Annotated in this window: 16 protein-coding genes, 2 tRNA genes and 1 pseudogene; 8 read left to right on the top strand and 11 right to left on the bottom strand. The window is 32.3% G+C overall.

What is annotated here, in order from left to right; all coding sequences use genetic code 11:
* Positions 1-126 precede the first annotated feature (126 nt).
* The gene (locus AC0L3M_RS09325) at positions 127-2,472 is read left to right on the top strand and encodes a hypothetical protein (RefSeq protein ID WP_473430557.1); all 2,346 of its coding nucleotides are present in this window, start codon (positions 127-129) and stop codon (positions 2,470-2,472) included.
* 13 nt (positions 2,473-2,485) lie between these two features.
* On the opposite strand, the gene AC0L3M_RS09320 is transcribed toward AC0L3M_RS09325, so the two are convergent.
* Positions 2,486-3,019, bottom strand: coding sequence for an RNA methyltransferase (locus AC0L3M_RS09320; RefSeq protein ID WP_339809207.1), 534 nt, complete (start codon positions 3,017-3,019; stop codon positions 2,486-2,488).
* 99 nt (positions 3,020-3,118) lie between these two features.
* Here AC0L3M_RS09320 and mutS point away from each other — a divergent pair, with 99 nt between their 5' ends.
* From mutS to AC0L3M_RS09305, 3 genes are all read left to right on the top strand, one after another.
* Entirely contained in the window at positions 3,119-5,731 is a 2,613-nt protein-coding gene (gene mutS / locus AC0L3M_RS09315; RefSeq protein ID WP_473430556.1) for a DNA mismatch repair protein MutS, read from the top strand.
* Between the two features lie 95 nt (positions 5,732-5,826).
* Positions 5,827-5,898 (top strand) — tRNA-Gly (locus tag AC0L3M_RS09310).
* Positions 5,899-5,926: 28 nt separating this feature from the next.
* Positions 5,927-6,010: transfer RNA gene (locus AC0L3M_RS09305), tRNA-Leu, on the top strand.
* Between the two features lie 134 nt (positions 6,011-6,144).
* Here AC0L3M_RS09305 and AC0L3M_RS09300 read toward each other — a convergent pair.
* Both AC0L3M_RS09300 and AC0L3M_RS09295 read right to left on the bottom strand, forming a co-directional pair.
* A complete protein-coding gene (locus tag AC0L3M_RS09300; RefSeq protein WP_292942680.1) occupies positions 6,145-6,399 on the bottom strand; it encodes a hypothetical protein in 255 nt (84 codons plus the stop codon).
* An 86-nt stretch (positions 6,400-6,485) separates the two neighbouring features.
* Positions 6,486-7,719, bottom strand: a pseudogene (locus AC0L3M_RS09295) (3-deoxy-D-manno-octulosonic acid transferase).
* A 120-nt stretch (positions 7,720-7,839) separates the two neighbouring features.
* Here AC0L3M_RS09295 and AC0L3M_RS09290 point away from each other — a divergent pair.
* The 3 genes from AC0L3M_RS09290 to AC0L3M_RS09280 all read left to right on the top strand — a co-directional run bounded on the left by AC0L3M_RS09290 (position 7,840) and on the right by AC0L3M_RS09280 (position 10,474).
* Positions 7,840-8,997: a DegT/DnrJ/EryC1/StrS family aminotransferase gene (locus AC0L3M_RS09290; protein ID WP_341588550.1), complete on the top strand. Its 1,158-nt coding sequence runs from the start codon at positions 7,840-7,842 to the stop codon at positions 8,995-8,997.
* A 101-nt stretch (positions 8,998-9,098) separates the two neighbouring features.
* Positions 9,099-10,118, top strand: coding sequence for a UDP-glucose 4-epimerase GalE (gene galE / locus AC0L3M_RS09285; RefSeq protein ID WP_473430555.1), 1,020 nt, complete (start codon positions 9,099-9,101; stop codon positions 10,116-10,118).
* A gap of 164 nt (positions 10,119-10,282) precedes the next feature.
* Positions 10,283-10,474, top strand: coding sequence for a hypothetical protein (locus AC0L3M_RS09280; RefSeq protein WP_028283458.1), 192 nt, complete (start codon positions 10,283-10,285; stop codon positions 10,472-10,474).
* Positions 10,475-10,507: 33 nt separating this feature from the next.
* On the opposite strand, the gene lspA is transcribed toward AC0L3M_RS09280, so the two are convergent.
* The 5 genes from lspA to AC0L3M_RS09255 form a co-directional block, all read right to left on the bottom strand.
* Complete coding sequence (lspA, locus tag AC0L3M_RS09275) at positions 10,508-10,990, bottom strand: signal peptidase II (protein WP_292942695.1); 483 nt, start codon at positions 10,988-10,990, stop codon at positions 10,508-10,510.
* Positions 10,983-11,882, bottom strand: coding sequence for an ACP S-malonyltransferase (gene fabD / locus AC0L3M_RS09270; protein ID WP_473430554.1), 900 nt, complete (start codon positions 11,880-11,882; stop codon positions 10,983-10,985). Before fabD ends, lspA begins: the two co-directional genes overlap by 8 nt.
* A 137-nt stretch (positions 11,883-12,019) precedes the next feature.
* Complete coding sequence (locus tag AC0L3M_RS09265; protein ID WP_473430553.1) at positions 12,020-13,576, bottom strand: NAD(P)/FAD-dependent oxidoreductase; 1,557 nt, start codon at positions 13,574-13,576, stop codon at positions 12,020-12,022.
* Positions 13,577-13,601: 25 nt separating this feature from the next.
* Complete coding sequence (locus AC0L3M_RS09260; protein WP_473430552.1) at positions 13,602-13,961, bottom strand: hypothetical protein; 360 nt, start codon at positions 13,959-13,961, stop codon at positions 13,602-13,604.
* 12 nt (positions 13,962-13,973) lie between these two features.
* Positions 13,974-14,885 (bottom strand): dihydrofolate reductase, encoded by a 912-nt coding sequence (locus AC0L3M_RS09255; RefSeq protein WP_473430551.1) that lies wholly within the window; start codon positions 14,883-14,885, stop codon positions 13,974-13,976.
* A gap of 262 nt (positions 14,886-15,147) precedes the next feature.
* Here AC0L3M_RS09255 and AC0L3M_RS09250 point away from each other — a divergent pair, with 262 nt between their 5' ends.
* Positions 15,148-15,444: an isoamylase early set domain-containing protein gene (locus AC0L3M_RS09250; protein ID WP_292942713.1), complete on the top strand. Its 297-nt coding sequence runs from the start codon at positions 15,148-15,150 to the stop codon at positions 15,442-15,444.
* A gap of 35 nt (positions 15,445-15,479) precedes the next feature.
* Here AC0L3M_RS09250 and AC0L3M_RS09245 read toward each other — a convergent pair whose 3' ends face one another.
* The 3 genes from AC0L3M_RS09245 to AC0L3M_RS09235 form a co-directional block, all read right to left on the bottom strand.
* Positions 15,480-16,352, bottom strand: coding sequence for an energy transducer TonB (locus AC0L3M_RS09245; protein WP_473430550.1), 873 nt, complete (start codon positions 16,350-16,352; stop codon positions 15,480-15,482).
* Positions 16,353-16,361: 9 nt separating this feature from the next.
* On the bottom strand, positions 16,362-17,186 hold the full coding sequence (locus tag AC0L3M_RS09240) for a thymidylate synthase (protein WP_473430549.1): 825 nt from the start codon (positions 17,184-17,186) through the stop codon (positions 16,362-16,364).
* A gap of 90 nt (positions 17,187-17,276) precedes the next feature.
* Positions 17,277-18,965, bottom strand: a complete 1,689-nt coding sequence (locus tag AC0L3M_RS09235) for a NupC/NupG family nucleoside CNT transporter (protein WP_473430548.1) — start codon at positions 18,963-18,965, stop codon at positions 17,277-17,279.

Here is an 18,965-nt window from a genome sequence, read left to right as displayed (position 1 = left end):
TTTACTTGGTTAAAGTAACGCTTCTTCTTTTTAGTTACATTTTTATTTTCTACGCTTTAGTATTTATTTCGTTGATTTTGTGTAATTTGATTGGCAATCAATCAATTAATTAATCAATCAATTAAAATGAAATATAATCTAAGGTTTGTATTTGTTTTTATTACGCAACTTGCATTCGCGCAAAGTAATACTTTCGATTCTGTTATTACCGCCTTACAAAAAGACCAATTACTTTTTGAAAAAGTGTATGTGCATACTAATAAAACAAGCTATTCTGCTGAAGATGTTATTTGGTTTAAAGCCTATGTTTCGGACGCTTATAATAAGCCTTCTGCACAAACGTCAGTGTTATACGTAAGTTTGTTTAGTGATAATGGTGTGCTTGTAGACACTAAAAATGTCTTAATCACAAATGGTGTTGGTGTTGGACAATTTCAGTTTTATCAAGATTTACCAGAAGGGTTTTACTTTGTCCAAGCTAATACCAATTACATGAAAAACTTTGGAGAGGCGAATACATTTGTTTCTAAGGTTTTTATAAACGGAAATATCCCAAAACCTAAAACAAACACATTAAAGCATACAGTATACGACGTTCAGGTGTTTCCGGAAGGCGGTTACCTTTTAGAGGATGTGAACAATACATTAGGGTTAAAGGCATTGGTGAATGGTAAGAGCAGTACATTTAGTGGACGCGTTTTAGATTCAAATAAAAAAGAAATTACCACATTTAATGAGGATCATTTAGGGATGGGTAGTGTAAGGTTTAATTATAAACCTTCAGAATCTTATGTAGCCGAGTTTTTTATAAAAGACACTATTATAAAAGTTATGATTCCTGAAGCTAATAAAAAAGGAGTTTCGGTCATGGTTAACACGTCAAATAAAGATGTTGTTAGTGTAAAACTTCAATCTAATCGCGCGACTGTAAAAACCAATCATCCTAAGTACACGTTATTATTTCATCAAAAAAATAAAATATTTGATTTTGTTCAGTTAACAATTCAAGATAGTCTACCTGTAGTTTTAGAGTTAAATAAAAAGTCTTTATTTAATGGCGTAAATACCGTTACTGTTTTTGAAAATAATAATCCAATTTTGGAACGACAGTTTTTTATCGATAAACCTGAAAAATATTCAGCAATTGAAATTGAAAAATTAAATGTTCTTCAAGATTCTATTATATATCAACTTAAATTAAACGATTTAAATGTAAAAAGTAACTTAAGTATTTCAGTGCTTAAAGCAGATACAGATTATAAACCATATACGACAATACAAAGTGCTTATTTGTTATCACCTTATGTTAAAGGCTACGTGGAAAATCCAGCGACATATTTTAATCAAAACACTAAAGATAATACTAGAAAGGTTGATTTGTTGCTATTAACCCAAGGTTGGTCGCAGTATACGACTAAAGCATTTGTGGATTATAACAATCCTAAATATAGTTATGATTTTGAATCTGGTTTTAGTCTAACAGGTACAGTAAGTCCGTTAAAGTCAAATAATTTAGTTTTACTTTCTGATGACAATCAAATTGTGGCTAAAACGTATTTAAATAGTAAGCTTAATTTTAAATTTAAAAATTTAATAGCGTACAAAGGGGATTCAATAAAAATAGGTTTTATTCGCAATGGTCAACAATTAGTCAAGCCTCTTAACATGTATTTTGATAGTATTTCAAAGCTAACAAATAGTTTAAATAGTTTTTATTACAATAAAAATAATGGAGCGCCTTTAGTGGTAGATGATTTTTATAAAACAAAGCACGAAAATAATGTTTTGGATTATGTATATACTAACTCAACTTACTTGGATACAGTAAAGCTTAAATCTAGTAAAGCGCATAAGATGAGGTTAGATAGTAGGGCTTTTATGAAAAAATATAGAGAATACGAAGACAGTATAATGTTTTATGACCCAATGGAGATTCCAGAACAATATTATAATAAAAATCTAACTTTATTTGAATATTTAAAAGCAGCGGAAGGTGCTAGTTTGGTTAGTTGGAGAGGTGTGGAAACTTATCTTGTAGCCAGAGGTTTGGAGGCGTTTTTAAAAGTGGATGGTAAAGGAATGGATACTTATAGCTTGCCTAGTGCATTGCAAATGAGGATGGAAGATATTAGTGATATAGCTTTTAGAAGAGAATCAAAAATCACCATTTTTCATGTGTTTACTACAGCAAATTATAAAAATAATATAACGGAATTATTCAGAAAACATTTTTTTGAATCAGGATTTGATAAAGCAAAAACTTATTATGCTCCCAAATATATTAATACTTCAGATAATTTAGAGCAAGAGGTGGATTGGAAGCCAATAGTTGTTACCGATAGCAAAGGGCAATCGGTTTTTAAAATAATCAATGGTCCAGAAACAAATTATTTGCTTTCCATACAAGGGTTTTCCGACAATGGTGATTTAATTAGCGAAATAAAGTTTTTAAACGATATGCTAGTTGAATAATTGAAATTTAAACTTATAATGCTTTTAGTTTAGAGAAAATATCCCAAGTCACAACACCACAACTTACACTAATATTAAGCGAGTGTTTGGTCCCAAACTGAGGGATTTCAATAACAACATCGCTTGCGTTGACTACATCTTGAGCAACACCTTTAACTTCGTTTCCAAAAACCAAAGCATATTTTTTATTAGTTTCGACTTTAAAGTCATCTAACATAGTGGCATTTTCAGCTTGCTCAATAGCACAAATAGTGACATTTTCAGATTTAAGTTTTTCAACTAAATCTAAAGTGTTTTCAATATGTTCCCAAGCTACAGTATCTGTACTGCCTAGAGCTGTTTTGTGTATGTCTTTATGTGGTGGTGTTGCAGTGATTCCGCATAAGTATATTTTTTCAACTAAAAAAGCATCACTAGTTCTAAACACACTACCAATATTATTTAAACTTCTAATGTTGTCTAAAACAATAATTATTGGTGTTTTTTCTGCAGATTTAAAGTCGTTTACACTCAATCGGTCTAATTCGCTGTTTTTTAGTTTTCTCATCAAAATAATTGTGAATAATTATCAATAACTAAACTTAAATAGACTTCTTAAAAAATCAATATTTAGTTACATTGCAAACTTAATAAAAACGTATATCCTTTGGCAACAAAAAGCAAAAAAGTCACTCCGTTAATGAAGCAATACAATGCAATCAAGGCTAAGTATCCTGATGCAATGTTATTATTTAGAGTTGGGGATTTTTACGAAACCTTTGGCGAAGATGCTATAAAGGCAGCAGGTATTTTAGGTATTACTTTAACTAAACGAGGCGCAGGAAGTGATAGCGAGACAGAGCTGGCAGGTTTTCCGCATCACTCTATAAATACCTATTTGCCTAAATTAGTAAAATCAGGAGAGCGTGTTGCTATTTGTGACCAATTAGAGGACCCTAAGCAAACCAAAAATATCGTTAAGCGTGGTGTTACAGAATTAGTAACGCCAGGAGTTGCACTAAATGATGAGGTGTTACAATCCAAAACAAATAACTTTTTATGTTCAGTTTACTTTGGCAAGGTTAATATTGGGATTTCGTTTTTGGATATTTCAACAGGAGAGTTTTTAACCTCACAAGGAAATCAAGAATATATAGATAAGCTACTTCAAAATTTTAGTCCAAGTGAAGTTTTAGTAGCAAAACCAAAGCGTAATACATTTACAGATCATTTCGGAGCAGATTTTCACACGTTTAATCTTGAAGATTGGGTCTATCAATCAGATTATGCAAATGAGACGTTGTTAAAACATTTTGATACTAAGTCCTTAAAAGGATTTGGAGTTGAAAATTTAAATGAAGGTATTATAGCTGCAGGTTCAATACTTCATTATTTAGCCGAAACACAGCACAACAAACTAGAGCATATCTCTTCAATTTCGCGTATTGCAGAGGACGACTATGTTTGGATGGACCGTTTTACAATCCGAAACTTAGAGCTTTACAACTCTACAAACAATAATGCAGTTACCTTACTAAATATTATTGATAAAACCATTTCTCCAATGGGAGGACGATTGCTTAAACGTTGGCTAGCATTGCCTTTAAAGCAAATAGATCAAATCAAGCAACGTCACGAAGTCGTATCTTATTTAAAAACAGATGGTGTTGTATTGGACAAGATTCAGCATCATATAAAATTAATAGGCGATTTAGAGCGATTAATATCTAAAATAGCAACACAAAAGGTTAGTCCTCGGGAAGTAATTCAACTTAAAAATTCTTTAGAAGCTATAATACCTATTAAAGAGTTGTCTTCTAATTGCGATAATGAGTCCCTTAAAGTTATAGGAGATAATTTGCAAAGTTGTAATGTGCTTCGCGAAAAAATTAAAGAAACTTTAAACGAGGAAGCACCAGTTAATATCCTAAAAGGAAGCTCCATAGCTTCTGGATTTTCATCCGAATTAGATGAGCTTAGAGCATTGTCTACTTCAGGAAAAGATTATTTAGATAAAATGTTACAACGCGAAAGTGAGCGTACAGGGATTACATCTCTTAAAATAGCATCTAATAATGTTTTTGGATATTATATAGAAGTAAGAAACACACATAAAGATAAAGTTCCGGAAGAGTGGATCCGTAAACAAACGTTGGTAAACGCAGAGCGTTATATTACTGAAGAACTTAAAGAATACGAATCCAAAATTCTAGGAGCAGAAGAACGCATCATGGCAATCGAGCAAAAGTTATTTGCAGACTTGGTACAATGGATGAATCAGTATATAAAACCAGTACAGCAAAATGCGTATTTAATAGCCAAAATAGATTGTTTATGTGGTTTTGCACAATTAGCATCAGATAATAATTATGTATATCCAGCATTAGATGACTCGCATGATTTAGATATTATTGATGGTCGTCACCCAGTTATTGAAAAACAACTGCCAATTGATCAGCCCTATATTGCTAATAATGTATTTTTAGATAGAGATGCACAGCAAATAATAATGATTACTGGACCAAACATGTCAGGTAAATCAGCAATCTTACGTCAAACAGCATTAATAGTATTATTAGCTCAAATAGGTAGTTTTGTGCCTGCAAAAGAGGCTAGAATAGGTGTTGTCGATAAAATATTTACACGTGTAGGTGCAAGTGATAACATATCAATGGGAGAATCTACTTTTATGGTAGAGATGAATGAAACAGCATCTATCTTAAATAATATCTCAGATCGTAGTTTAGTCTTGTTAGATGAAATTGGAAGAGGAACAAGTACCTATGACGGAATCTCTATTGCTTGGGCTATTAGTGAGTATTTACACGAGCATCCAGCAAAACCTAAAACGTTATTTGCAACCCACTATCATGAGTTAAATGAAATGACAGAGACCTTTGAGCGTATTAAAAACTTTAATGTCTCTGTAAAGGAGTTAAAAGACAATGTGCTATTTCTGCGTAAGCTTGTCCAAGGTGGTAGCGAACATAGTTTTGGTATACACGTAGCAAAAATGGCTGGAATGCCACAACAAGTGCTAAGACGCGCTAATCAGATCTTGAAAAAACTAGAAAAAAGTCATTCAAGCGAAGAATTGACAGATAAAGTAAAATCGATGCAAGATGAAATGCAATTAAGCTTCTTTAATTTGGACGATCCATTGCTTGAAAATATAAAAGAAGAGATCTTACATATCGATATTGACACCTTAACACCTGTTGAAGCTTTAATGAAGCTAAATGAGATCAAACGTATGTTGGTGAAAAAGAAGCAAGTATAAATTTTTTTAATTTTTTTTCAAAAAAAGCTTTGTACTTTGTATAAAAGTACTAAATTTGCAACCGCAATACGATATTGCACGTTCATTTAAAGACTGCGAAAGTAGCTCAGGGGTAGAGCATCACCTTGCCAAGGTGGGGGTCGCGGGTTCAAATCCCGTCTTTCGCTCTGAGAATTTTCCTTAAAATATTCCTTCGCTCGGGTGGTGGAATTGGTAGACACGTTGGACTTAAAATCCAATGTCCATTAGGACGTACGGGTTCAAGTCCCGTCCCGAGTACTAGACCTCTTGTTAATCTTATGATTTTCAAGAGGTTTTTTCATTTATAAAAGTTGAAACCAAGTCCGTTTAAAACAAAAAAACCTTATCAATTGATAAGGTTTTTTAAATTTAGTAAGTATTTAAAAAAAGAATTAATCTTTTTTCAAGTCATCAGATACCTCATTAACTGCATCTTTAACAGATTCTCCTGCTTCTTTAGTTTCATTTACAGCATTATCTATTGCTTTTCCTGTAGCTTCAAATCCATCTTCAACAGCTTCACCAGTCTCTTCAGCAGCATTCTCAATAGCGTCTCCTGCTTGTTCTGCGTTATTTTTATCCTCTTCTCTACAAGATGTAAAAGTTATTGCTGATACAAGAACAGCACTTAATAGTAATTTTTTCATTAGTTATTATTTTTAGTGTTTAATATGTTATCAAACATAATACTTAAATTAGTAAATAAAGAATTATGGTTTTGATACATAGTGCTTTATTTACGTAAATACTGCATGATTTGGATTATAGCTCCTTTATTTTTTTTAATAAAATCTTCGTTTTGTTTACCGGTAGTTAATCTTAAATCTGTATCGCTTATTAAACTATTTAATACAGAGCTTAATTCTGCAAAATTAGAAATTGATTGGACACCTTTATTTTTAATCATATCAAACGCTTCTGGAAATTTTTGATAGTTTTTTCCAATAATTATAGGGATTCCAAATACAGCAGGTTCTAGTATATTATGTAATCCAGTGTTGCCCATAGCACCACCTACATAAGCTATATCTGCATAGCTATATGTTTTGCTTAGTAAACCAATGGTGTCTAAAACAAAAACGTCATATTGTTTTAAATCCTGTTTTTCTTTTTTGGAAAATAAAACAGTAGGCTTAATTAAGCCTGACTGGATATTCTCTATTTGTTTAGGCTTAATATTATGCGGAGCAATTATAAATTTAACAGGTGTACCACTATAGTTATTAATAAATTCAATTATTAACGACTCGTCTTCTGGCCATGAGCTTCCAATAACGATACATAGTTTATTGTTTTTAAACGCGTTAATAAACTCTAAATTATTATCTATGTTTAATTGGTTTGATACACGATCAAATCGTGTGTCACCAGAGATGGTTACATTTTTATAATTTATAGATTCTAAAAGTTTCTTAGAGGTTTCATTTTGAGTAAATATGTGTTCAAAAGCAAATAAAGCCTCTCTAGTTTGACTGCCATACCATTTAAAAAAGATTGATCTTTTCTAAATACAGCGGAAATTAATATGGCTTTAAGGTTTTTGTTTTTTAATTCATTTAAATAATTAGGCCATATTTCATACTTAACAAATACGGTTAATTCAGGATTGACAAGACTAATAAAACGCTTGGCATTCTGTTTTGTGTCTAACGGTAAGTAAACTACAATGTCCGCAAAGGGAGCGTTTTTTCTTATTTCGTAACCTGATGGTGAAAAAAAGAGAGTATAATTTTATGATTTGGATAATCCTTTCTTAATTCTGTAAAGATGGGTAAACCTTGCTCATATTCGCCTAAAGACGCACAATGAAACCATAATGTTTTTGACTTCTTGTGTAATAATTGATTTAGTTTAGTAAAAGTTGTCGCACGACCATTAACTCCCAATTTTAGTTTATTATTAAACAAACTTAAAAGTTTTAAAACAACAGAAGTAAGTTGTATTGCTATATTATAAAGTAAATTCACGTATCTATTTTTGCTAAAATAAACAATTCATTGCTTAGCGTTTGGTATTTTTGTAAATTCGATAATTATAAATTAAAAGTAAAGCTAAGCTTCTTAAGCTAGTTTACCATATATACAGACATGAAAAAAATACAAATGGTTGATCTTAAAGGTCAATACGCAGCTATAAAGGATGTTGTAGATTCTTCAATCCAGGAAATAATTGACAATACAACTTTTGTTAATGGACCTAAAGTACACGAGTTTCAAAAAAACTTAGAAAACTACTTAGGTGTAAAACATGTCATTCCGTGTGCAAACGGGACAGATGCGTTACAAATAGCAATGATGGGATTAGGTTTAGAGCAAGGTGATGAAGTCATAACTGCAGACTTTACCTTTGCAGCAACCGTTGAGGTAATAGCTTTATTAAAGCTAACTCCAGTTTTAGTAGATGTAGATCCAGAAACTTTTAATATAGATATAGACGCTGTTAAAAAAGCCATTACGCCAAAAACCAAAGCGATTGTACCTGTACACTTATTTGGTCAGTGTGCCAATATGGAAGCATTAATGGATTTAGCAAAACAGCATAATTTATATATAATAGAGGATAATGCACAAGGTATTGGTGCAGACTATACCTATTCTGATGGTACTAAAGCAAAATCAGGAACCATTGGTCATGTTGCATCAACCTCTTTTTTTCCATCTAAAAATTTAGGGTGTTATGGAGATGGAGGAGCGATATTTACTAACGATGATGATTTAGCACACACCATAAGAGGTATTGTAAATCACGGAATGTATGAGCGTTACCACCACGACGTAGTAGGTGTAAACTCGCGTTTAGACTCAATACAAGCAGCAGTCTTAGATGCAAAATTACCTAAATTAGATAGCTACAATAATGCACGACGTAATGCAGCTAGAAAATATAACGCAGCATTTAAAGACATAAAAAACATAATTACACCAAAAACCGTAAATGGATGCGAAGGTATTTGTGATACCTGTAACTGTCACGTGTTTCATCAATATACATTAAAAGTTAAAAATGTAGACAGAGACGCTTTGGTAAAGCATCTAAACGATAACGGAATCCCATGTGGTGTATATTACCCAATACCATTGCACGCGCAAAAAGCATATCGCGATACAAGGTATAACGAGGCCGATTTTAAAGTTACCAATCAATTAATAAAAGAAGTGATTTCATTGCCAATGCATACTGAGTTGGAAGATGATCAAATAGATTTTATAACAAAAACTATTAAAGATTTTATAGCAAACAATTAGGACGTTACCACAAGGGTCGGGCTATCCACTAAAATCTTTTTTTGCCATATATGGCAGCAAAAAAAGGATACCGTTTCTATCCCTAACGCACGCATAAGCAAATGAAGATACTAGTTACAGGAGGTTTAGGCTTTATAGGGTCGCACACAGTTGTTCAGCTTCAAAATAGTGGATATCAAGTCGTAATTATAGATAATCTCTCTAATGCCTCACTAAAGGTATTAGAAGGTATTGTATCTATTACAGGACAACCACCAATTTTTGAAAAACTTGATTTAAAAAGTAAGGTAGCAGTACAAGCCTTTTTTAAAACGCATCAAGACATACAAGGCGTTATTCATTTTGCTGCAAGCAAAGCAGTAGGAGAGAGTGTGGTTAATCCATTAATGTATTATGAGAACAATGTAAACACTTTAGTTTATGTATTACAAGAGTTAACAAAATTAAAAGTGTCTAACTTTATTTTTAGTTCCTCATGTACCGTTTATGGTCAGGCAGATAGTATGCCAATATCCGAAACAGCACCAATTAAAGAAGCCCAATCACCTTACGGTAATACTAAACAAATTGGAGAAGAAATTATAAAGGATGCTTGTCAAGTATATCCTAATTTACAAAGTATAGCATTACGATATTTTAATCCCATTGGAGCGCATAAGTCTGCAAAAATAGGAGAGTTGCCCATTGGTGTCCCTCAAAATCTAATACCATACATTACACAAACAGCAATAGGTAAACGTGATCAGTTATCCGTGTTTGGTAATGACTATCCAACAAAAGACGGAACCTGTGTTAGAGATTATATACATGTTGTTGATACAGCTAAAGCACACGTTGTTGCTTTACAAAGATTATTAAATAATGAAAACCAATCCAATTTTGAAGTGTTTAATATTGGTACAGGACAAGGGAGTACAGTGCTAGATGTGATTAAAACTTTTGAAAAAGTATCTAATATAAAGCTAAATTATAATATAGTAGACAGACGACTAGGAGATGTAGTAACTGCATACGCAGACACATCTAAAGCAAATAAAATTTTAGGTTGGCAGGCAGAATATGATTTAGAGGATGCTATTTTATCCGCTTGGAATTGGCAAAAGACCTTAAAAAAGGATTAACAAATCCTAAATTAGATAGTATATTGACTGATAATCTCTTAATTTTTGCGTCTAATTTTTAGAGATTTCATATTAATATTCTGATTAACAATATTTTAGTTATTTAAATTCGTTGTTGGTAATTATTCTGTTTTACTTTGTACGCTAATGCAAATGACAAAATAATGAAATTGATTACAGTAAAACGTCAGACAAGACAAGAAAACAGATTTGCTCCTAAAATGGGACGACTAAATGCCAAAGTAACTTATATTAAAAAACAAGTGCTAGGCATACCAGTAAAAACGCTTCATAAATATCGTGAAACGTATTACGGAGAAGTAAAAGATTGCAGAGATTGTAATTTAGCAAGATAAATAAAAAAGCCTCGATTTAAATCGAGGCTTTTTTTATACTTTTTTATTTTTAAAACTGCCTACAATTAAGCAACCCATACCAACCATAACAGAGACATCTGCCAGATTAAATATACCAGTTCTAAATACGCCTCCTAAATCGATATGTAAAAAATCGGTAACAGACCCATAAACAACTCGGTCATAAACATTAGCTATTCCACCACCAATAATGCAGCAAAACCCGACTAAGGTCATTGTATTAATTGTTTTATCTTTAATAATGTGTCTTAACACCAATGCTAAAACAATAATTGGTAGGATTAACAATAAAGCAATTCTAAGGGTAGGACTAAAGTCACTTCCCATACCTAAAAAGGCACCTTTATTTTCTACATTATGAAGTGTAAAATATTGTCCAAAAATTTCAGTTTCAGATCCAGCAATAACATCAGCTCTAACAATAAATTTAGAGACTTGATCTAAAATAATATTAAAAACAATTAAACCAAGTATTAGTATGTTTCTACTACTCATCCGTTTTAGTTTCTAAAGTTGCAGATTCGGTTTGCGCTTCTCTATCTATTTTTTTAACTAATCCTTGAAGTACTTTTCCTGGACCTACTTCAGTAAATAAAGTAGCACCATCTTTAATCATTTGTTGTACAGATTGTGTCCAACGTACTGGAGCAGTTAACTGGGATATTAAATTTGCTTTTATTTCGTTTTCATCTGTAATTGCAGTTGCAGTTACATTTTGGTAAATAGGACAATTTGGTTTGCTAAATGTTGTATTTTCAATAGCAGCAGCTAATTCTTCTCTTGCAGGTTCCATCATTGGAGAATGGAATGCGCCACCAACAGGTAGCATTAAAGCACGTCTTGCACCAGCTTCTTTTAACGCTTCGCAAGCACGTTCTACAGCACTAACTTCTCCAGAGATTACTAATTGTCCAGGACAATTATAGTTTGCTGCGACAACAACACCATCTATTTGCGCGCAAACATCTTCTACAACTTTATCCTCAAGACCTAAAACAGCAGCCATAGTACTTGGTTGTAACTCGCATGCTTTTTGCATAGCTTGAGCACGTTGCGATACTAATTTTAAACCATCCTCAAAGCTTAAAGCTCCAGCAGCTACTAATGCCGAGAATTCTCCTAGACTATGTCCTGCAACCATTTCTGGTTTAAAACTATCACCTAAAGTTTTAGCTAAGATTACAGAGTGTAAAAATATAGCAGGTTGCGTAACCTTGGTTTCTTTTAGTTGGTCTGCAGTACCTTCAAACATAACATCTGTAATGTTAAAACCTAATATGGCATTAGCATCTTCAAATAAATGTTGTGCTTCTGGTGAGTTTTCGTATAAATCAAGACCCATTCCTGTAAATTGGGCACCTTGACCTGGAAATATATATGCTTTCATTGCTTTCTTATTTAAGTAGCGAAAATAAGAATAATATCTGTATATGTAGCATGTCAGATATTAAGATTTACTTAAGGTTTAACCTTAGTAATTAAGGTTGTATCGCTATTAATGACTATAATTAAAGTCTAATTAAATTAAAGGTTTCCTGTTGCAGCTTCTGCACAACGCTCACCATCCATAGCAGCACTAATAATTCCGCCAGCATATCCACCACCTTCACCACATGGAAATAAATTTGTGATTTCTGGATGTGCTAAATTTTCAGTTCTTGGTATACTAACAGGAGATGAGGTACGTGATTCTACTCCAATTATATTAGCTTCTTCAGTATAATAACCTTTCATTTTATCACCAAAAGCTTTAAAGCCTTTTCTTAAAGATGCTCCAATTAATTTAGGAAATAAACTATGTAGTGGTGCACTTTTTAAACCTGGTTGATAAGACGTTTCATTTAAGGTATTAGATAGCTTTCCTTCTACAAAATCGGTCATGCGTTGTGCTGGTGCAACTTGGCTGCGTCCTCCTGCAGTAAAGGCTAGTTTTTCTAAATCCTTTTGAAATTCTAAAGCTTTTAAAGCTCCAAATTGTTCGTATTTTTTAAGATCACGTTCTGCATTAATTTCTACAACTATTCCAGAATTTGCAAATTTATTATTTCGTCTAGAAGGTGACATTCCGTTAACAACAACTTCTCCGTTGGCTGTTGCTGCAGGTACTATAAATCCGCCTGGACACATGCAAAAACTGTAAACACCACGACCGTTAACCTGTTGCACCAAACTATAGGATGCTGCAGGTAATAATTCTGGTCTTGGTCCTTCACAGTGGTATTGTATGCTGTCTATAATATGTTGTGGATGTTCTGCTCTGACACCCATTGCAAAAGATTTTGCTTCGATTGCAATATTTTTATCGTGTAATAATTGAAAAATATCACGAGCAGAATGTCCTGTAGCTAAAATTACTTTGTCTGTAATTAACTCTTCTCCATTTTGAAGTTGAATAGCTTCAATTTTGTTATTCTTTATTGAAAAATCAGTAACACGTGTGTTAAAATGAATTTCGCCACCAAATTTTATTATGTTTTCTCTAATATTTTGAACCACTTTAGGAAGTTTATTGGTCCCAATATGTGGATGGGCATCAACCAAAATTTGATCTGTTGCCCCATGATATACAAGGTTTTCAAAAATACGACGTACATCACCTCGCTTTAAGCTTCGTGTATATAATTTACCATCACTATAGGTTCCTGCTCCACCTTCTCCAAAACAATAATTAGAATCTTCATTTACAAAATGGTCCTGATTAATTGCTTTTAGGTCACGACGTCTGTCTTTTACATTGGCACCACGCTCTAAAACAATTGGTTTAAACCCTAATTCTATACAGCGCAAAGCTGCCCACATACCAGCTGGACCAAATCCAATAATATGAATTGGTTTTGCTTTGGACACGTCTTTATAGTTAAACGTATAATCTGAAGTTTCTGGAACAGGTTCTTTTATGTAAACAGATACTTTATAGTTTAATATTATTTTAGGCTTTCTGGCATCAATGGATTTACGTAATATTTTAATACCAGTGATGTCGTCTTTAGACATGGATAGCCACTCCGCAGATTTTTTAATTAAAATATCTGGAATCTCTTCTTCCTTTAAAGAAACACGAAGTTGAATGTCTTTTACCATGCTGCAAAATTAGGCAAAATATAATCTATCCAAATATATTTAGGGCAATTAGTCCAATTAAGCAACCAAAAAAGAACATTGAAATGATTAATTTGTGAGAAATCTCAAAATCTACACCCTCAATTTTTGGAATTTTAGCTTTTAATTTTTTTGATATTAAAGACCCAATGATAGCGTCAAAAACACCAAGTATTCCACAACACATTATTCCTGTAATTGTGTTACTGAATTTTGCAGAATATATAGCGACAAGGCCATAAATTATTATTGATCCAATAGTTAGTATAGCGTAGTTAAAGTTTAAGACCCTTGAAAATATTGCTCCAATAGCGTCAAAAACAGCGACAACTAGAAAACCTAATAACAATACTAATATAGTATTCATTTTACAAGTGAATTAGTTCCTTTCAAAAGTTAAAAAAGAAAATTCAAATTCATGATTTTCATCTTTTTTATGAAATGTGTTTGCGGTTTCTTTCCATTGTGTCATGTCAATTTCAGGAAAAAAGGTGTCTGCATCAAAATTAGAATGAACACGAGTTAACTCAATTTTGGATGCATAAGGCATGGCTAGTTTATAAATTTCTCCTCCACCAATTATAAAGGGTTGCGAATCATTTTTAGCTAAGTTAATAGCTTCTTCTATACTGCCAACAACTATAACACCTTCAGGTGCTTTATAATTAGATTGCCTAGATATTACTATATGAGTACGATTTGGTAGTGGCTTTGGAAAGCTCTCAAACGTTTTGCGACCCATAACAATATAGTGACCAGAAGTTAAGGCTTTAAAACGTTTTAAATCGTCGCGTAAATGCCATATTAGGTCGTTGTTTTTACCAATTTCATTATTTTCGCCAGCAGCAACAATCATGGTTAGATTGTTTACAGCTTTAGTTTGTTGTTTATTAAAAACTTTACTTTTAGCAATGGTTAGATCTTCTTTTTCAACTTGTAGTTTAAGTTTTTCTATTCTAACGTTTTGTTTATTTACAAGTTTGGCTAACTGTTGATCTTCCCATGCTTTACCCATAAATTTAGAGGTTACAAACACATTAGATACATGGTATAAAAAGATAAATAACCAAGCCATTATGGCAAATACAAACCAATTAATGCCAAAAAACTTAGTGTCTTTACCAATGCCTAAAACTGTATTAGCAACTATTAAAAAAACTGCTCCAATTAAGAAAATTACAAAATGAACGTATAATCGCTTTTTTTGCTTAATCCTGCGTTGTGCATTTTTTATTAATTCTAACTGTTCTTTATCTATTTGCGGTTTTTCTTTTTTCTTTAATCCAAACATAGCTAACTATTATAATGTAAAGTTAATGATTTTATGATATTTGATTTTGTAAATTTTAAACGAAATCGATTTAGTTTGATTGTCAGTTGTTTACAGTTGTTTTTGTGCTGATATTATTAACAATTTAGTACACTTAATTTAATGAAAATGATGATTTTAAGCGTTAATTTTAATAATCTCATAAAAGTTTAAAATTAATTAATTTTTATGTTGATGACTGAAAAAATCTTATCTAATTTTAAAGCTTTAAAACATTAATATTATGGCTATTAAGAAACAATTTTTGAAAAGTAAACCAATTTGTAAAGTCACTTTTACTGTTCCAGCAGCAGGAGCAAAGGAAGTTACTGTTGCAGGTAATTGGAATGAATGGAATACTGCAGCCGAACCATTAAAAAAGTTAAAAAACGGAACATTTAAAGGTACTGTAAATCTAGAAGCAGGTCAGGCTTACGAGTTTAAATATGTAGTTGATGGACAATGGGAAAACGAAGTCGAGGCAGACGCTTATGTATGGAGTGATTATGCAGCCACAGATAATAGTGTTATAAAGTTATAAGGCTTTAAAATGCTAAAATTGGTCAACATTTATTCCTATCTTTTTTTACGTTTAAGCCTTTTACGTTCTTTTCTTTGAGCAGCTGTTTCTGCAATATTAAAGGTTATTGGTAAACCGTAAGGAACGTTTACTGCCTTACCTTTTTGCATTCCTGGTGATTCTAGTTGAGGTAAAAGTTTTATTACTCTTTTGGCTTCTTTTTCTAAAGCAGGATGTGGCGCTCTGGTTAGGATGTTTACAACTTTGGCTTCTTTGTCTATCTTAAAACCAACATATATTCTGATAACTCCAGAAGGCAAATTAAGTGTAGATGCTAAGTTAGTATTAAAATTTTGTAGCACATGTCTGCCAATAGCATTGCTCATACATTTTCTTGCTGCTTCTTGGAGTAAACTAGGAGCGCAACCTGGATATACAGGAACTTGTTCTACTAGAGAAAACGGAACATCTTTAGGTATGTAGTTTTTTATTGGTATAATGGTACTATCTGCTCTATTAATTTTAAAACCCAAGAGTAGGTTTTTATAATCTGCAACTCCATTGTCATATTTGTCTAATACAGGTAATACTTTAGGAAAACTATCCTCAAGATAATTTAATTCATTTTTTAAACTGTCCATATAAATATGAAATCCAGACATTTTTTTTATTAAATCTCCTTGTTCGTTAAAAAATAAATTGGCAGATAGGTCTAGTGTATCTTTTTTTGAATAACGGATTATTTTAGTTTTTATACTTTTTGTTAATGAAGAATCTATGAATTGTAAAACCTTATCTTCAAAACATAACTCTAAATCCTCTGCAATCTGGCAACCAGGAAATATTGCTTTTTCGCGATTATATTCAGGTTTAGATTGGCTAAATGCAAAACTTGAAAATAAAAATAAACAAAAATAGATGTATTTCATTTGATAAATTTATACAGCCACAGCACCTTTTATGTGTGGATGTGGATTATAATTTTCTAAGGTGAAATCTTCAAATTTAAATTCAAAAATATCTTTAACATCAGGGTTAATCTTCATTGTTGGCAATGGTCTAATGTCTCTAGAAAGTTGTAATTCTAATTGTTCAAAATGATTGCTATAAATATGTGCATCTCCAAAGGTGTGTATAAAATCACCTGCTTTATAACCACAAACTTGAGCCATCATCATAGTAAATAATGCATATGATGCAATATTAAAAGGAACACCTAAAAAAGTATCAGCACTACGTTGGTATAATTGACACGAAAGTTTACCATCTGCTACATAAAACTGAAAAAAAGCATGACAAGGTGGTAATGCAGCTTTACCATTGGCAACGTTTTCTGAAAAACTTTTTGAGTTGTCTGGCAATACTGAAGGATTCCATGCAGAGACTAACATACGTCTACTATCTGGATTGTTTTTTAAGCTATGTATAACATCTTTAATTTGGTCTATTTCATCACTATTCCAATTTCTCCATTGGTGTCCATAAACAGGTCCTAAATCTCCGTTCTCATCTGCCCAATCATTCCAGATTTTGACTCCGTTTTCAGTTAAATACTTAATGTTTGTATCGCCTTTTAAAAACCATAATAATTCATATATAATGGATTTTAAATGTAATTTTTTAGTGGTTACCATTGGAAAACCTTCACTTAAATCAAAACGCATTTGATAACCAAAAACACTTTTTGTTCCTGTTCCTGTACGATCTCCTTTTTCGTTTCCGTGTTCTAATATATGTTGGACTAGGTCGTGGTATTGTTTCATTTTTATTAAATTTTCAAGAATTTAAAAGTATAAAAAAGGGTTAACATTAAAATGTCAACCCTAAAATATATATAAAAAGTTATTAACTGTCTATCCGATAATCATACCAGCAATTGTAGCCGAAATTAGTGAGGCTATAGTACCACCCAATAATGCTTTCATTCCAAATTTAGATAACGTTTTACGTTGTCCTGGAGCTAATGATCCAATGCCACCAATTTGAATTCCTATAGATGCAAAGTTAGCGAAACCACAAAGCATATACGTTGCCATAATTATAGATTTCTCGTAAGTTAAGTGTGTTGCTTGGGCAACGTCTTTAAGTTCTGCTAGTTGGATGTATCCAACAAACTCACTTGCTGCTAATTTAATACCTAGTAACTGTCCCATAAGTGCCATATCTGTTTGTGCAACACCAATTAACCACATTAAAGGTGCAAATATGTAACCCAAAATAAGCTCTAATGATAAGGCAGTATAGCTTGTATTATGTTCAATCCATTCGTTTAAAGAAGTAACATCTCCAACCCATCCAAGGATTCCGTTAACCATTGCAATAAATGCAACAAAAACTAGTAGCATGGCACCAACATTAACAGCTAATTTTAATCCTTCAGTCGTTCCGTTTGCTATAGCATCTAAAATGTTTGATCCTATTTTATCTTGTGACACTTCAACGTCAGTGTTTACCTCTTCTGTTTGTGGAAATAGTATTTTTGAAATTACTATCGCTCCTGGAGCTGCCATTACAGATGCTGCTAATAAGTGCTTAGCATAAAATAATCTTAAAGCTTCATCATCTCCTCCTAAAAAGCCTATGTAGGCAGCAAGTACTGCTCCTGCAACTGTTGCCATACCACCAATCATAACTAATAGCATTTCTGATTTAGTCATTTTTTCTAGGTATGCCTTAATAAGTAAAGGTGCTTCTGTTTGACCTAAAAAGATATTTCCTGCTACACTTAAGCTTTCTGCACCAGATATTTTAAGTGCTTTAGATAATAGCCAAGCCATAGCTTTTACTAAACGTTGGATAATTCCTAAATAAAATAATAAAGACGTTAATGCAGAGAAGAATATAATAGTTGGTAAAACTTGAAAAGCAAAAATAAATCCAAAGGTATCCATATCTACCACTAAACCTTCAAATAGAAATTTACTTCCTGCTCTAGTAAAATCTAGTACACTTATAAATAAACCACCAACAAACTCGAAAGCAGTTTTAATAAATTCAACTTTTAAAACACCAATAGCAATTAATAGTTGGAAGGCTAAACCTATTCCAACAATCTTCCAATCGATTGCTTTACGGTTACTACTAAATAAAAACGAGATAAAAATTAGGGCTACCATACCTAAGGCACCACGCCATAAACTATTAAAAGAAAATCCTTCGCTTGGTATAATTTTATTGGCTTCTGATACTGCTAGCTGAGCAGCTGTTTTTTCTTTTATTTTAAAAGAATAAACGTTTTGTTTTTCTTTGAATACTAATGTAGAGTCTGTTAATGTTTGTACTTTAAGTCGTTTAGTTACATCTGCTGGTGTATCGTAATAAAAAACTAATACATTATTTTGAAATAGATAATCTCCCGTTTGATTATTGTGTGTAAATGCGCCTTCTTTTAAAGTAAGTATGTCATTAGCCAATAGGTTAATACTTGTGGAGTCTAGTTTTGTTTTGCTTGCCTCGAGTTGCCAATCTTTTTCAATGTCTTGGGCAAAAATAGACGTAATACTTATTAGGGTCGCTACAATAGCAAGTGCAAAATGTTTCAT

The sequence above is a fragment of the Olleya sp. KJ81-1 genome (genome assembly GCF_055808135.1).
Note: the sequence above shows the minus strand (reverse complement) of the source record. Positions and strands in the feature narration are given on the sequence as shown.